Here is a 14,932-nt window from a genome sequence, read left to right on the forward strand (position 1 = left end):
TTATGGTGCACATAATGGACGATCTCGACCGCAAGATCCTCGCCGAATTGCAACGCGATGCCACCATTGCCCTCGACGCGCTCGGGGAAAAGGTGGGACTGTCGCGCAATGCCTGCTGGCGGCGCATCCGCGCGCTCGAAGGCGCGGGCGTGATCCGCGCCCGCGTGGCGCTTCTGGACCCTGCGCGCATCGGCCTGCCGCTCACCGTGTTCATGCAATGCCGCGCCGCCGCCCATGATGCCGCGTGGCTCGATGCCTTCGCCCGCGCCATCCGCGCCCTGCCGCAGGTGCAGGGCGTCTGGCGGATGACCGGCGATCTCGATTACCTGATCCGCGCGCAGGTGGCCGACATGGCCGATTACGACCGGCTCTATCGCAGCCTGATCGCGCGCGTGCCCATGGGCGATGTCTCGGCCAGTTTTGTGATGGAGGAGATTCGCGCGACCACCGAACTGCCGCTCGATCACGTCTGACGCACGCCCTCGCGCGCCGTCATCCTCCGGCTCGACCGGAGGATCTCCGGGCCATGAGACCCTCGGACCACGTCCGAGGGTGACGCGGTGCCCCCCATCCGCCATTGTGCCGCCTGCCGACCGTGGTAAAGTCCGCGCGCGGCAGAAAGGGAGACGCGCCATGGCCTCTCGGGTGATTCCGGTCGATCCCTTCGATCTGGTGATTTTCGGCGGCACCGGCGATCTGGCCCGGCGCAAGATCCTGCCCGCGCTCTTCCGCCGCTACGTCGCCGGGCAATTCGAGGCCGATATCCGTCTCATCGGCGCTGCCCGCTCGGAGATGGACGCCCAAGGATACCGCGCCTTCGCCCGTGATGCGATCACCGAATTCGCCCCCGACGCGGCCAACCGCAAGAAGGCTCTCGCCACCTTTGTCGACATGCTCGATTACGTCATTCTCGACGCGCGCGGCGAGGACGGGTGGGAGGCGCTCGCGCGGAAGACCCGCAAGGACCGCATCCGCGCCTACTACTTCTCCGTTGGCCCGTCGCTGTTTGGCGATCTGGCCAAGCGGCTGCAAAAGCACGGGCTGGCCGATGGCGATGCGCGCATCGTGGTGGAAAAACCCTTCGGTCACGATCTCGACAGCGCGCGCGCCCTCAACCGCACGCTGGCGCGCCATTTCGACGAGGGTCAGATCTACCGCATCGATCATTACCTCGGCAAGGAGACGGTGCAGAACCTCATGGCGATCCGCTTCGGCAACGTGCTGTTCGAGCCGCTCTGGAACAGCCAGTATGTCGATCACATCCAGATCACCGTGGCCGAAAGCGTGGGCGTGGGCGGGCGGGCCGAGTATTATGATCGCGCGGGCGCGATGCGCGACATGGTACAGAACCACCTGATGCAGCTTCTGTGCCTCATCGCGATGGAGCCGCCCGCCAAGTTCGACCCCGACGCCGTGCGCGACGAAAAGCTCAAGGTCATCCGCGCACTCGATCCCGTCGCCCCCGAAAACGTCGTGCGCGGCCAGTATGAGGGCACCGAGACCCAGCCCGATTACCGCAGGCAGGCCGAGAACCCCGAGAGCATGACCGAAAGCTTTGTCGCCCTCAAGGCGCATATCTCCAACTGGAGATGGGCGGGCACGCCCTTCTACCTGCGCACCGGCAAGCGTCTGCGAGAGCGCGCCAGCGAAATCGCCGTGGTGTTCAAGGATGCACCCCATTCGATCTTCGGCCCCGAGGCCGGGCGTCACCGCAATATCCTGACGATCCGGCTGCAACCCAACGAGGGGATCGAGCTTGGCGTGACCATCAAGGAACCGGGACCGGGGGGAATGCGCCTGATCGACGTGCCGCTTGACATGACCTTCGCCGAGGCGCTCGGGCCGGAAGAGGCCGATTTTCCCGACGCCTACGAGCGGCTCATCATGGATGTGATCCGGGGCAACCAGACGCTGTTCATGCGCGGCGACGAGGTCGAGGCCGCCTGGGCCTGGACCGATCCGATCATCGCCGAGTGGCAGGTGGCGGGCGCAACCCCCCTGCCCTATGCCACCGGCTCTTCCGGCCCCGACGATGCGCTCATGCTGATGCATCGCGACGGCCGCCGCTGGCGGGAGATACGCCCATGACCCTCACCGAGTATCCCGATACCGAATTGCTGGCCCTTGGCCTTGCCGACACGCTTTCAAGCGAATTGCGCATGGTGCTTGGCCACAAGGAACGAGCGCTTTTCGTCGTGCCGGGTGGCACCACGCCGGGGCCGATCTTCGACGCACTTTGCGACGCCGATCTCGACTGGGGCCGCGTCGATATCCTGCTCTCGGACGAACGCTGGCGCCCCGAGGTGCATGTCCGCTCCAACACGCGGCTCATTCGCGCCCGCCTGCTCACAGGGCGCGCTGCGGCGGCGCGCTTTCTGCCGCTCTATGTCCGGTCAGACTCGCCCGAGGCGGTGCTGCCGGAACTCGAATCCAACATATCCCCCGTCCTGCCCATCGACATCTGCCTTCTGGGCATGGGAACGGACATGCATACCGCTTCGCTCATTCCGGGGGCCGAGGGGCTCGAGGCCGCGCTCGATGATCGCGCGCCCATCCTTGTGCCGATCCGCGCAAAGGGTGAGGATGAGGCGCGCGTGACGCTTTCAGCGTGCGTTCTGGCGGGGGCAATCTGCACCCATATCGTCATCACCGGCGCGCGAAAGCGCGAAGCCCTTGAGCGCGCGCGCCACCTGCGCCCCATCGAGGCCCCGGTGGCCGCTATTCTGGGCAACGCCACCGTGCATTGGGCACCCGAGGAGTAAGCCCATGTGGGACAGGCTGAAAGCCGAAGCCAAGGCTACGCGCGACCGCGCCATCCTGACGCTCTTCGACGATCCCGACCGCGCCGCCGCCTTCTCCCTGCGCCACGACGGGATGCTCTTCGACTATGCCAAGACCACGCTGACCGAAAGCGCCCGCGCCGCCCTTCTCGACCTTATGCGCGCGCAAGGGCTGGAGGCGCGACGCGCCGCGATGTTTGCGGGCGAAGCGATCAACGAGACCGAAGGCCGCGCCGTGCTCCACACTGCGCTGCGCGATCTGACCTCCGACGCGCTGAGGCTCGACGGCACCGACATTCTCGGGGACATCCGCGCCACCCGCGCCCGGATGGCCGGGTTTGCCCGCCAGATCCGCGTCGATGGCTGGCGCGACGTGGTCAATATCGGCATCGGCGGCTCACATCTCGGCCCCGAAATGACCACCCGCGCGCTTGCGCCCTACCATGACGGGCCGCGTTGCCATTTCGTCTCCAACGTGGACGGGGCCGATATCGGCGACACGCTGGCGGGCCTCGATCCCGCGCGCACGCTTTTCATCATCGCCTCCAAGACCTTCACCACCATCGAGACCATGACCAATGCCGCCACCGCGCGCGACTGGCTCATCTCCCATGGCCGCGATCCGGGCGCGCATCTGGCCGCTGTCTCCTTGGCCACGGAGCACACCGCCAAATGGGGGATCGACCCCGCGCGCGTCTTCGGCTTCGGCGATTACGTGGGCGGGCGCTATTCGGTCTGGGGGCCGATCGGGCTGCCCTTGATGATCGCCATCGGCCCGGAGCGGTTTACCGAGTTCCTGCAAGGGGCCGAGGCGATGGACCGCCATTTCCGCGACGCGCCCCTTGCCGCCAACATGCCCGTCCTGCTCGCCCTCACCGGCCTCTGGCACCGGCAGGCGCTTGGATACGCCACCCGCGCCGTATTGCCCTATGATCAACGCCTCGCCCGCCTGCCCGCCTATCTCCAGCAGCTTGAGATGGAATCGAATGGCAAGCGCGTGACCCTTGCCGGCGAGGCGACTGACATGCCCACCGGCCCCGTGGTCTGGGGCGAGCCGGGCACGAACGGCCAGCACGCCTTCTACCAGCTCATCCATCAGGGCACCGACGTGATCCCGTGCGAATTCATGGTGGCGTCACAGGGGCACGAGCCGGCACTCGCCCATCACCACCGGCTGTTGGTGGCCAACTGCCTCGCGCAATCAGAGGCGCTGATGCGCGGGCGCACACTGCAAGAGGCGCGCGCGCTTCTGCGCGCCAAAGGCATCACCGGACCAGAGCTTGACCGGCAAGCCGCACATCGGGTCTTTCCCGGCAACCGGCCCTCGACCACGCTGATCTACGACCGGCTCACGCCGCACCGCCTTGGCGCGATCATCGCGCTCTATGAACACCGCGTCTTCGTCGAAGGGGTCGCCCTCGGGATCAATTCCTTCGATCAATGGGGGGTGGAGCTGGGCAAGGAACTGGCCCTCGCGCTGGCCCCCCTGCTCGACGGCGCGGATGCCTCGACCAAGGATGGCTCTACCCGCGCCTTGGTGGATTTCGCCCGGGGCAGCACAGCCTGACCACCACCACCCGAGGACAAGGCGACGCGCCCGATGCAGCACGCCCCCGACGCAACAGACCCGACCACAAGGGCCGGGTCTGTCACGAACACGCGCCCCTCGCGGCGGCGGCGGGGCGTGGACGAAAAGGCGATCCTTACTTGATCTTGCCTTCCTTGTATTCGACATGCTTGCGCACGACAGGGTCGTATTTGCGCACCGTCATCTTCTCGGTCATGGTGCGGGCGTTTTTCTTCGTGACATAGAAATGCCCGGTGCCCGCGGTCGAGTTGAGGCGGATCTTGATGGTGGTCGGCTTCGCCATGTGTCGTCTCCTGCGGCGGATGCAGGGCACCCGCGAATATCCCATGAACCCCGCCTTTTACTGGCGCGCGCGCCCGAGTCAACCGCGATTGTGGCGCGCCGGCAGAGTTTCCCCTGCCTCAGTTCTGCGATACCTGTGTCGGCTTGCGATAGAAATGGTGCACACCGATCGTGGTCGTGCGCGGGAACACGCGCGCCCAGGTCGGGTTGACCGCGCGCGTGTGATAATGTGTCGCCCCGTCGGTCAGGCGCCGCGGCGCGCCCTCAACCATCAGCCGCGCCACCCGGCTCACCTGATCGAAGGCGGCCTTGTTGGCGATATGGTCAGGCTTGCCGTCGCAGGTATAGGTGAACTGGCACTGGAACTTGCGCCCTGTGCCCTGATTGATCACCCCGCAGACCGTATCGGGAAAGGCGGCGCTATCGACGCGGTTCAGGATCACCTCTGCCACGGCGAACTGGCCGCGCACGCTCTCGCCGCGCGCCTCGAAGTAAAGCGCCTCCGCAAGACAGCGCGCCTCCGGGTCCAGCGCGCCCACCTGCTGGCGCTCCAGCCAGTCGCGGGAATACTCGATCCCGATCTCGGGGCGGGTAATGAAGCTGGCCATGCGGTCCCCCGGAATGGCGCGCAGCGCGCGTGTCTCAAGGGCCATCAGTTGCGTCACGGGGGTCTCCGCCAGCACCGGCCCTGTCAGCCCCGCAGCCAGCGCCGCGGTCCACAGCATCCGTTTCATGCGTCGTCTCCTTGGCTTCGGCGGACCACTGGCCCACCTCGTCATCGACGGGCATCTAGAGGAAAGGGCCGCAAAGGTCCACCCGCGCCATCGGCAAGGCTTTGCCGATAGAGGGTTGTTTCAGGAATCGCGCTTGATTCGTATCCGATCTTGCGTCAGGCGCGCCCGTCCCTACCTGATCTTGTCGCGCACCGCCAGCTGTGCGGCAGCAAGTCGCGCCACCGGCACCCGGAACGGCGAGCACGAGACATAGGTAAATCCCGCCTCCCGGCAAAAACCGATGGATTCGGGATTGCCGCCATGCTCGCCGCAGATCGAGAGGGTCACATCCGGATTCGCCGCCCGCCCGCGCTCGGCGCCAATGCGCAACAACTCACCCACACCGTCGGTATCGAGCACATGGAACGGATCCTCCGGGTAAACCCCCTGCTGCACATAGGCCGACATGAAGCGCCCCGCATCGTCGCGCGACAGACCATAGGTCATCTGCGTGAGGTCATTGGTGCCAAAGCTGAGAAACGAGACCAGCGGCGCGAACTCGCCCGCGCGCAGCGCCGCGCGCGGAGTCTCGACCATCACCCCGAGCCGATAGGCAAAGTCGCGCCCGGTCTCGTTGCGCACGGCGGCGGCGACCGCGTCAAAGCGGGTCTTGACCAGTTCCACCTCGCGCCGCGCGCTGACCAAAGGAATCATGATCTCTGGCACCACCGCCACACCCTCGCGGCTCGCCTCGAGCGTCGCCTCGAAGATGGCCCGCGCCTGCATGTCATAGATCTCGGGCATGGTGATGCCCAGACGCACACCGCGCATCCCCAGCATGGGATTGTATTCCCCCAGCGCCTCGACGCGCCGGGTCACGTCGGAAACCGGCAGGTCCAGCGCTTCGGCCAGTTGCAGATGCCCGGCACGGTCGGCGGGCAGGAATTCGTGCAGCGGTGGGTCGAACAGACGGATACAGACCGGCTGCCCCTGCATGATTCGGAAAAGCTCTGTGAAGTCAGCGCGTTGCATCGGCAAGAGACGCTCGAGCACGGCGGCGCGGTCGGCGCTCGTGTCGGCAAAGATCATCTCGCGCATGACCGTCAGGCGATCGGCCTCGAAGAACATGTGCTCGGTCCGGCACAGCCCTATGCCGCGTGCGTTGAACTTGCGGGCAAGCTCGGCATCGGCGGGCGTGTCGGCATTGGCCCGCACGCCGATGTCGCGAAACTCGTCCGCCCAGGCCATGAGCGTCTGAAAGGCGTCATCGCGCGCGGCCTCAAGCAGCGGCGCCTCTCCTGCGAGGATATGCCCGTTGGTGCCGTCGATGGTGATCGTCTCGCCCGCCCTGACCACACGTCCGTCGGGCATGGTCAGCATCTTGCGCCTTGTATGAAAACGGATTTCCGACGCCCCCACAACGCAGGGCAGCCCGATGCCGCGCCCGATCACGGCGGCATGGCTGGTGATCCCGCCACGTTCGGTCAGCACCGCACGGGCGGCGTGCATGCCGCGAATGTCCTCGGTGCTGGTCTCGCGGCGCACCAGAACACAAGGTTCGCCACGCGCCGCCGCCGCCTGCGCCTCGGCAGCCGAAAACACCACCTTGCCCGAAGCCGCACCCGGGCTGGCGGCGATCCCCCTGGCCAGGATGTCGCGTGGGGCCTCCGGGTCCACCTGCTGGTGCAAAAGCTCGTTCAGCGCGCGCGGCTCGACCCGCAACAGCGCCTCCTCGCGCGGAATGATCCGGTCCTCGGCCAGCCGCACCGCGATTGCCACCGCCGCGCGCCCACCGCGCGCCACGCGCAGGCCGTCGAGGATCCAGACGCGGCCATCCTCGATGGTGAACTCGGCCTGCATCTCCTCGCGCAGCTTCTCGCGCATGAGGCGGGTATGGGCGAGGATCTCGTCAAAGGCCCTTGGCGCCAACTCCTGCAACGACGGCCCGCGCGGATCGCGTTCTAGATACAGCGCATCCGAGCCGCCACGCAGCGCGTCGCGCCCCTGACTCTGGCTCATGTAGCGTCCGGTAATCTGCTCTGCGCCGGTGCGGCTGTCCACTAGCTGCATGACGCCAGACCCGCTCTCGCCCGGCCCCAGCCCAAGCGCCAGTTCCTGCACCACAAGGCCAAGCCCCGCATCGGCCGGCGCGCCCTTGGCCTGCCGCAGAAGACGCGCGGTCGTGCCCTCCCATGCCCGCGCCATCGAGCGAAACACCTCGGCAAGCTGCATGCCAGGATCCTGTGGAAAAGCCTCGTCGGTCTCGTCCTCATAGGCGCGCAGCGCCTGAGAGAGGCCACGCACGGGATCCTCATCAACATCGTCGAACACATCCGGATCAAGCCGCGCCACATGGATCGCATAGCCCTGCACGAAACGCAGGTAGATTTCCGAAGCCGCACGCTTGCCGATCTGCTCGGACAACTCGACGAAGCGCGCATCGTTGATCCCGATATTGAGCACCGCCCCCGGCCCACCCCAGTCGGGATCCTCCGATGACGGGCGCACACAAAGCAGCCTGCCCGCCCCGAAAGGCGCCAGCAGCCGCGCCATGTCTGGCATCTCACCCGCCGCGATCCGGTGCACGGCGGTAAAGGAGAGCGCGATCGTGCGCGGCACCGGCAGATCAAGCCGCACAAGCCGTTGCAGGCATTTCGCCCGCCCGCCATGGGTGGCGATATGCACAGGGGCAGACGGGGTGATAAGGGTGATGTGGGTTTCGTCTTGCTGCACTGCGGCACCTTTCCTTTGCCCGCACCATACGCCGCGCGCATGATATGGCAAGGGGAAGGATGGAAGCCCTGTCACCCTCCCCCCCGTCATCCTCGGGCTTGACCCGAGGATCTCCCGACAGTGGCACGCGACTTTGACAGATCCCCGCCCTCGCGGGGATGAAGACGGTATGGGGGATGGCCGGGCCGCCCTACCCCTCCAGCCGCGCAAGATCGGCGGCTTGCAGGCAGATGCTGCGGATACGGCTCAGAAGGTTGAGGCGGTTGCGGCGGATCACGGCGCTCTCCACATTGACCTGCACCGCATCGAAAAACGCGTCGATGGGCGCGCGCAGGGCGGCCATGGCGGACATTGCGGCGGCGAAATCCTCGGACGTGAGGGCGGCGGCGATCTGCGGTTCTGCGGTGTCGAGCGCGGCGAAGAGCGCGCGCTCCTCGTCGGTCTCGGCGAATTTCACATCCGCGCCATAGGAATATTCCACGCCGTCTTTTTCCTCGGCCTGTGTCAGGATGTTGTTGGCCCGCTTGAAGCCTTGCAACAGGTTCTCGCCATCGTCGGTCTTGAGGAAATCACTGAGCGCGCGGGCGCGGTGGACAAGCAGGGTGAGGTCGTCATTGCCCTCCATCGCAAGACAAGCGTCGATCACGTCATGGCGGATGCCTTCGTCGCGCAGATGGACCTTGAGGCGGTCGTGGAGGAAGGCGAGGAGGTCGGGCGCGCGCCCGTGGACTCTCCTGCCGTTGATAATACGAATGGATTGCGCTCTTACGCTAACCGTACCCACAGTTGCGCCACCGATGTCTTTCTTAAGTTTATCAATTGCCCTTGCGCTGTCTGCCTCTTTCACATTGTGTGCCGACTTTTCATTTCGCTCCAATTGGTTAGATAGCGGATCGAAAAGATCAAACCGCACCCCATTCCCCAACACCAACCGAATAACCCCCAACGCTGCCCGGCGCAGCGCGTAGGGGTCTTTCGAGCCGGTGGGCTTCTCGTCAATCGCCCAGAACCCGCACAACGTGTCGATCTTGTCGGCCAGCGCCACGGCCACCGAGACCGGGGCGGAGGGCACGGCGTCGCCCGGACCGAGGGGTTTGTAATGCTCTTCGCAGGCCTCCGGCACGCCATCGTCATGGCCTGCCGCCTGCGCGTAATACCGCCCCATCAGCCCCTGCAATTCAGGGAATTCGCCCACCATGGCGGATTGCAGATCGGCCTTGCACACACGCGCGGCCTCTGCCGCCAGATCGGGCTTGGCGCCCACCATGGGGGCGATCTCGCGCGCCAGTGCGGCGATGCGCGCCACCCGGTCGGCTTGTGATCCCAGCTTGTTGTGGAAGGTCACGTCGCGCAGCCCCTCGGCCATGCCCTCAAGACCCTTTTCCCGCACCCTGCGCAGGTCATTTTCCCAAAAGAATTTCGCATCCGACAGCCGCGCCGCCAGCACCTTCTGATTGCCCGCCAGAATGGTCGCGCCATGGTCTGGCGTCTCGATATTGGCAACGGTCACAAAGCGTTCGATCCGCCCCGTCGCCGCATTCCGCAGCGAAAAGAACTTCTGATGTTCGCGCATACTGGTCTGCAACACCTCCGCCGGCAGGCCCAGAAACGCCGCGCCGATCTCTCCCATCAGCACCACCGGCCATTCCACCAGCCCCGCGACTTCCTCCAGAAGGCCCGCATCCTCGACCAGATCGAGACCGGCGGCGAAGGCCAGATTGCCCGCCTCCTGCCGGATGATTTCGGCGCGCTCCTCGGCGCGCAGGATGACGCGGGCCACTTTCAGCCGCGCCTCGTAATCGTCGAAGGAGGTGACGGAAAATTCGTCGGGGGCCATGAAACGATGCCCGCGCGTGGTGTTGCCCGCGCGGATCCCGTCGATCTCGACCGGCACCACCTTGGCCTCGCCCGCCTCGTCGGTGAGGATGCACAGGATCGAATGCAGCGGGCGCACCCAGCGAAGCGTGCCCGTGCCCCAGCGCATCGACTTGGGCCAGGGGAAATTGCGGATCACCTGTTCGAGCGCCTCGGCCACGATATCCGCCGCCGGACGGCCCGCGCGCGTGATCGTGGCGACGTAGAACGTGCCCTTCTTGTCGTCGCGCGCCTCAAGCTGATCGCGGGTAACGCCCGCACCGCGCAGAAACCCCTCGATGGCCGCCTCTGGCGCATCCACGCGCGGGCCCTTGCGTTCCTCGCGCAGGGTGGGTGAGGCGGCCGAAAGCCCCTGCACCGACAGCGCGAGCCGCCGCGGCGTGGCGAAACCTGCCGCGCCGGCATAGCTCAGCCCCGCCTCGACCAGCGCCTCGGTCATCAGGCGGCGCAGGTCATCGGCGGCCCGCGCCTGCATCCGGGCGGGGATTTCCTCGGAAAAAAGTTCGATCAGCAGATCGGGCATGGCTCAGTTTCCTTGCGGGGGCGTGGGGCAATCCGCGGGCGCGGTCTGGCCGTCAAAGACCTTCTCGCCGCAGCGGTTGATCTGGTGCCAGGCATAGCCGCGCCCGTCCTGCGCGATGGCAATGATGCGGTCGATGCCGTAGCGGATGTTCTCCTCGCCCAGGTAAGCACGCGCGCGCCCGCCCTCGAGCGCGGCCCCGAGCGCCTTGGCGTCGAAACAGTCGAACCACGACGGCGCATTCAGCGGCTCTGCCCCCGGATAGGGCACAAGACCCACATCCTGCGGCAGTTGCGCGGTAAAACAGGCGCGAAAGCGGATGGGAGAGCTGTCGGCGTCGATGGCGCGGAAATCACGCACCGGCAGATCGATGACATCGCCGCCCGCCAGCGTGATCTTCATCTCCACCTCGCCACCATCCGAGGCCAGCCGCACCGCGTCATAGAAGTGATAGACCTGAAGGTAATACATCCCGCCCCCGGCGATCACCGCCGCGACGAGAATGGCAATGCTCAGAATCTTGCCCATCAGCCTACGCAGCCCCCGGCGTCGGTCTGCACGAACGCATCGGCGCATTGCTTGGCAAGCGCGCGCACCCGGCCGATATAGGCCTGTCGCTCGGTCACGGAGATGACGCCGCGCGCGTCGAGCAGGTTGAAGATATGCGACGCCTTGATGCATTGGTCATAGGCGGGATGGGCCATGACGATGCGTTTGCCGGTCTTGGGGTCCTGCGCAGGGGCGGCGAGGATGGCGGCGCATTCGGCCTCGGCCTCCTCGAAATGCCGCAAGAGCACGCCGGTGTCGGCAATATCGAAGTTGAAGCGCGAATACTCCTCCTCGGTCTGGCGGAACACGTCGCCATATGTCAGCGGAATGGGCGCGTCGGGGTCGTTGAACGGCATGTCCATCACGTGATCCGCGCCCAGCACATACATCGCCAGCCGCTCCAGCCCATAGGTCAGCTCCCCCGGCACCGGCGCGCAGTCATGCCCGCCGACCTGCTGGAAATAGGTGAACTGGCTCACCTCCATGCCGTCGCACCAGACCTCCCAGCCCAGCCCCCACGCGCCGAGCGTGGGGCTTTCCCAGTCATCCTCGACAAAGCGCACGTCGTGCAGCGCCAGATCGATGCCGATGGCCGCGAGGCTGCCAAGATAGAGCGCCTGCAAATCAGGCGGCGAGGGTTTGATCAGCACCTGATACTGATAATAATGCTGCAAGCGGTTCGGGTTCTCTCCATAGCGCCCGTCGGTGGGCCGCCGCGAGGGCTGCACATAGGCCGCAGCCCAGTGCCGCGACCCCAGAGAGCGCAGCGTCGTCGCCGGATGGAACGTGCCTGCGCCCACCTCCATGTCATAAGGCTGCAACATGGCACAGCCCTGACCCGCCCAATAGCTCTGAAGCCGCAGGATGATCTCCTGAAAGCTGCGCGGTCTCAACGTGCTGTCCGTCATGCGAGAGGCCCCTGATTTTGCCGCCCCTACCTAGGCCGGGCGCGGGGCATGGTCAACGCGGCTTGTGGTGCATAATGGGGGTGCAAGGGGGGCGAATCTTGATAGAACCGGCGCATATTGCCCCGGTGGATCGTCAAAACCCCAAGGATGTATCATGAAGCATTTCGTTTCGGCCCTTGTCGTGATGCTGTTTGCGGCGCCCATGGCCACCCTCGCCCAGAACGACCCGGGGGGCGCGCGGGTGGTTTTCGTGCAGATCGAGGCCCAGCCCAGTCTGGCCGAGGCACAGGCGCGTGTGCGCGTCTACGCGCGTGATCTGCCCGATGTGAACGGCTTCGCGCTTGGCCGGGGCTGGTATGCCATCGCGCTTGGCCCCTACCCCGAGGACGAGGCCGCGCGCGTGCTTGATCTCTACCGCGCCGGAGAGATGATCCCGCGCGACAGCTATATCGCTCGGCCCTCTGATTACGGACAGCAGTTCTGGCCCGTGGGGACGCGGACGCCCGAGCGCGCGGCCCCCGCCCCGCTGCCCGAGGTGGCCACGCCCGAACCGGACGAATCCCCGCGCGAGGCACGCGCCAGCGAGGCAAGGCTAAGCCACGAAGAGCGCGCCGCCCTTCAGGTCGCGCTGGAATGGGCCGGGGTCTATCAGGGCGCGATCGACGCCGCTTTCGGGCCCGGCACCCGCGCCGCCATGGCCGCTTGGCAGGCGCGCAACGGGTTCGAGCCGACGGGCGTGCTGAGCACGCGCCAGCGGGCCGAACTGCTGCGCCAGTATCATGCCCTGCTCGAGGGACTTGGCCTTGAGACCGTGCGCGACACGCAGGCAGGGATCGAGATGCGGCTGCCCCTTGGCGTGGTGACGCTCGACAGGCATGAGCCGCCTTTCGCCCATTACACCGCCTCGGGCGATCTTTCCGCGCAGGTGCTTCTCATCAGCCAGCCCGGCGACCGCGCCACGATGAAAGCGCTCTACGACATCCTGCAAACGCTCGAAATCGTGCCCGAGACCGGCGCGCGCAGCCTTGAGCGCGACGGCTTTACCCTCACTGGCGCCGGGGGCGGGATCGTGTCGCATACGCGGGTCTGGCTCGAGGGCTCAGAGATCAAGGGCTTTACCCTTGTCTGGCCCGACGACGACGAAGACAGGCGCATACGGCTTCTGGCGGAGATGGAGCAGAGCTTTGCCCGCCTGCCCGGCACGCTTGCCCCGGTGGCCGCACCGGCGACGGCACAGCGCATGGACCTCATCTCGGGGTTTGAGATACGCCGCCCCCGGCTGGCGCGTTCGGGGTTCTACGTTGACGAGCGCGGCGCCGTGCTGACCACGGCCGGGGCGGTGCGCGGCTGTGGCCGGATCACGCTGGACGAAACGCACCGCGCCGATATCCTCCATGTCGACGAGACACTTGGCATCGCCATCCTGCGCCCGCGCGAGCGGCTCGCGCCGATGCGCGTGGCCCAGTTTCAGGAGGCCGCGCCGCGCCTGTTGTCGCCAGTCGCCGTGGCAGGCTATTCCTTCGGGGGCCTTCTGGACGCGCCAAGCGTCACCTTCGGGCAAATCGCGGAACTGCGCGGACTGGCCGGCGAGGCGCATCTCAAGCGACTGGCGCTGGCGGCGATGGACGGGGATCTGGGCGGGCCGCTGGTCGATGCGGGCGGGGCGGTGCTGGGGATGCTTGTGCCCGGTGCCCCCGAAGGCCGGACCCTGCCCGAAGGGGTCAGTTTCGCGGCCACCAACGGCGCCTTGCAAGAGGTTCTGGCAAAAGGCGGCATCACGGCGCTCACCACGCGCGAAACCATGGATCTCTCGGCCGAGGCGCTGACCAACCGGGCCTCTGACATGACCGTTCTCGTCAGCTGTTGGGAATAATTTTCTGCAAACGCCGTTTTCCTGACATGAACCCGGCCTGCGCTTGCCCACCAGGGCTGGCGTCATCGGGTCCTGCCTGCCGCGCGGCGTATGGCGCGCCCGCAGCGGTCCCGTCACGAACACAGAGCACACGCCATGACCAGACCCCTTTTCGCCCTTGTCGGCCCTGCCCTTGCCGGCCCTGCCCTTGCCGCGCTCTGCCTGGCCGCCCCGATGGCCGCCGCGCAGCAGCAGCCATATGGCGGCTATAAAACGGCCATTTTCGGCGGCACGAGCAAGGTGATGCCCCCCGCCGATCACGCGGGCCAGTGGTGGACGCATCCCTCTGGTTGTGAATATTCGCGCACCGGACGGCCGGGCGAGGTGGTGTGGTATCTCATCATCAACACCGCGCGCCCCGAATGCCCCACCTATATCGCCATCCGCGGGGGCCGCGACATCTACTGATCCCGGCGCGCGTTCAGCCCAACTCCGCCATCAAGGTCGCGTGCCGTGCCAGATAGGCCGCGCGCGTCTCGACCGGCGGGCGCAGGGTCAGCGCCAGCCCCTCGATCATCGCGCGATCGGGCTTGCCAAAGAATCGATCCGCCTCGACCACGGAAAACCCTGCGATTTCCGTGGCTTCCATCCAGGCGCTGATCTTGTCCGCGCGTTTGATCTGTTTCTTGATCGCCGCCGGAATCACCGCAGGCAGGCCAAAGCGGATGTGAATCGCTGCGGCAAGCCGCTGATCCAGCGAGTCATAGCCCGGCCCCACCGCATTCTTCACCGGCGAGATCATGTCCCCGATCACATATTCCGGCCCGTCATGCAGCAGCGCCGCCAGCCGCCATTTCGCGGGCGCGCGCGGCGTCAATCGGGCATAAAGCCGCTCGACCAGCAGCGAATGCTCGGCCACCGAATAGGGAAAATCGCCCAACGTCTGCCCGTTCCAGCGAGCGACGAAACTGAGTCCGTGCGCAATATCCTCGATCTCGATATCGACAGGGGTCGGGTCAAGCAGGTCGAGCCTGCGGCCCGAGAGCATCTTTTGCCAGGCGCGGGGTTGCGGCATGGGGCCTCCGGGTCATGCGGTGCCCCTGATTAGAGCATGTCGCATTGGATTGGAAAT

Annotated in this window: 13 protein-coding genes; 6 read left to right on the forward strand and 7 right to left on the reverse strand. The window is 66.4% G+C overall.

Features of this window, described 5'->3' with window-relative positions; translation table 11 throughout:
• The first annotated feature begins 14 nt into the window (after nucleotides 1-14).
• From KAK09_RS02555 to pgi, 4 genes are all read left to right on the forward strand, one after another.
• A complete protein-coding gene (locus KAK09_RS02555; RefSeq protein WP_247651005.1) occupies nucleotides 15-473 on the forward strand; it encodes an Lrp/AsnC family transcriptional regulator in 459 nt (152 codons plus the stop codon).
• Between the two features lie 160 nt (nucleotides 474-633).
• Nucleotides 634-2,088 carry a glucose-6-phosphate dehydrogenase gene (gene zwf / locus KAK09_RS02560; protein ID WP_210877250.1) on the forward strand — a complete coding sequence of 485 codons (1,455 nt, stop codon included), beginning with the start codon at nucleotides 634-636 and terminating at the stop codon, nucleotides 2,086-2,088.
• Nucleotides 2,085-2,762 carry a 6-phosphogluconolactonase gene (locus KAK09_RS02565; RefSeq protein ID WP_210877251.1) on the forward strand — a complete coding sequence of 226 codons (678 nt, stop codon included), beginning with the start codon at nucleotides 2,085-2,087 and terminating at the stop codon, nucleotides 2,760-2,762. The genes zwf and KAK09_RS02565 overlap by 4 nt, the downstream gene beginning before the upstream one ends.
• 4 nt (nucleotides 2,763-2,766) lie before the next feature.
• The gene (pgi, locus tag KAK09_RS02570; RefSeq protein ID WP_210877252.1) at nucleotides 2,767-4,347 is read left to right on the forward strand and encodes a glucose-6-phosphate isomerase; all 1,581 of its coding nucleotides are present in this window, start codon (nucleotides 2,767-2,769) and stop codon (nucleotides 4,345-4,347) included.
• A gap of 136 nt (nucleotides 4,348-4,483) precedes the next feature.
• On the opposite strand, the gene rpmG is transcribed toward pgi, so the two are convergent.
• The 6 genes from rpmG to KAK09_RS02600 all read right to left on the reverse strand — a co-directional run bounded on the left by rpmG (nucleotide 4,484) and on the right by KAK09_RS02600 (nucleotide 11,948).
• Complete coding sequence (gene rpmG, locus KAK09_RS02575; RefSeq protein WP_007799108.1) at nucleotides 4,484-4,651, reverse strand: 50S ribosomal protein L33; 168 nt, start codon at nucleotides 4,649-4,651, stop codon at nucleotides 4,484-4,486.
• A gap of 118 nt (nucleotides 4,652-4,769) precedes the next feature.
• Nucleotides 4,770-5,384 (reverse strand): cell wall hydrolase, encoded by a 615-nt coding sequence (locus KAK09_RS02580; protein ID WP_247651006.1) that lies wholly within the window; start codon nucleotides 5,382-5,384, stop codon nucleotides 4,770-4,772.
• Nucleotides 5,385-5,555: 171 nt separating this feature from the next.
• A complete protein-coding gene (locus KAK09_RS02585; RefSeq protein WP_336244409.1) occupies nucleotides 5,556-8,096 on the reverse strand; it encodes a putative PEP-binding protein in 2,541 nt (846 codons plus the stop codon).
• A gap of 190 nt (nucleotides 8,097-8,286) precedes the next feature.
• Complete coding sequence (gene glyS / locus KAK09_RS02590) at nucleotides 8,287-10,494, reverse strand: glycine--tRNA ligase subunit beta (RefSeq protein WP_210877254.1); 2,208 nt, start codon at nucleotides 10,492-10,494, stop codon at nucleotides 8,287-8,289.
• Between the two features lie 3 nt (nucleotides 10,495-10,497).
• A complete protein-coding gene (locus KAK09_RS02595; RefSeq protein ID WP_210877255.1) occupies nucleotides 10,498-11,019 on the reverse strand; it encodes a DUF6446 family protein in 522 nt (173 codons plus the stop codon).
• On the reverse strand, nucleotides 11,019-11,948 hold the full coding sequence (locus KAK09_RS02600) for a glycine--tRNA ligase subunit alpha (protein ID WP_210877256.1): 930 nt from the start codon (nucleotides 11,946-11,948) through the stop codon (nucleotides 11,019-11,021). Before KAK09_RS02600 ends, KAK09_RS02595 begins: the two co-directional genes overlap by 1 nt.
• Before the next feature lie 154 nt (nucleotides 11,949-12,102).
• Here KAK09_RS02600 and KAK09_RS02605 point away from each other — a divergent pair, with 154 nt between their 5' ends.
• Both KAK09_RS02605 and KAK09_RS02610 read left to right on the forward strand, forming a co-directional pair.
• Entirely contained in the window at nucleotides 12,103-13,821 is a 1,719-nt protein-coding gene (locus KAK09_RS02605; protein WP_210877257.1) for a trypsin-like peptidase domain-containing protein, read from the forward strand.
• A 135-nt stretch (nucleotides 13,822-13,956) separates the two neighbouring features.
• Complete coding sequence (locus KAK09_RS02610; protein WP_210877377.1) at nucleotides 13,957-14,268, forward strand: hypothetical protein; 312 nt, start codon at nucleotides 13,957-13,959, stop codon at nucleotides 14,266-14,268.
• 13 nt (nucleotides 14,269-14,281) lie between these two features.
• On the opposite strand, the gene KAK09_RS02615 is transcribed toward KAK09_RS02610, so the two are convergent.
• Entirely contained in the window at nucleotides 14,282-14,875 is a 594-nt protein-coding gene (locus KAK09_RS02615; protein ID WP_210877258.1) for an HD family hydrolase, read from the reverse strand.
• Between the last annotated feature and the right edge of the window lie 57 nt (nucleotides 14,876-14,932).

This window comes from Roseovarius autotrophicus, assembly GCF_018069895.1.
GTDB lineage: Bacteria > Pseudomonadota > Alphaproteobacteria > Rhodobacterales > Rhodobacteraceae > Roseovarius > Roseovarius autotrophicus.

Bases quoted from the DNA above. Each gene is read 5' to 3' on its own strand.
- KAK09_RS02610 (WP_210877377.1), top strand. From the start codon at position 13,957: ATGACCAGACCCCTTTTCGCCCTTGTCGGCCCTGCCCTTGCCGGCCCT.
- zwf (WP_210877250.1), top strand. From the start codon at position 634: ATGGCCTCTCGGGTGATTCCGGTCGATCCCTTCGATCTGGTGATTTTC.
- pgi (WP_210877252.1), top strand. From the start codon at position 2,767: ATGTGGGACAGGCTGAAAGCCGAAGCCAAGGCTACGCGCGACCGCGCC.
- KAK09_RS02565 (WP_210877251.1), top strand. From the start codon at position 2,085: ATGACCCTCACCGAGTATCCCGATACCGAATTGCTGGCCCTTGGCCTT.
- KAK09_RS02580 (WP_247651006.1), bottom strand. From the start codon at position 5,384: ATGAAACGGATGCTGTGGACCGCGGCGCTGGCTGCGGGGCTGACAGGG.
- KAK09_RS02555 (WP_247651005.1), top strand. From the start codon at position 15: ATGGACGATCTCGACCGCAAGATCCTCGCCGAATTGCAACGCGATGCC.
- KAK09_RS02600 (WP_210877256.1), bottom strand. From the start codon at position 11,948: ATGACGGACAGCACGTTGAGACCGCGCAGCTTTCAGGAGATCATCCTG.
- rpmG (WP_007799108.1), bottom strand. From the start codon at position 4,651: ATGGCGAAGCCGACCACCATCAAGATCCGCCTCAACTCGACCGCGGGC.
- glyS (WP_210877254.1), bottom strand. From the start codon at position 10,494: ATGCCCGATCTGCTGATCGAACTTTTTTCCGAGGAAATCCCCGCCCGG.
- KAK09_RS02615 (WP_210877258.1), bottom strand. From the start codon at position 14,875: ATGCCGCAACCCCGCGCCTGGCAAAAGATGCTCTCGGGCCGCAGGCTC.
- KAK09_RS02595 (WP_210877255.1), bottom strand. From the start codon at position 11,019: ATGGGCAAGATTCTGAGCATTGCCATTCTCGTCGCGGCGGTGATCGCC.
- KAK09_RS02605 (WP_210877257.1), top strand. From the start codon at position 12,103: ATGAAGCATTTCGTTTCGGCCCTTGTCGTGATGCTGTTTGCGGCGCCC.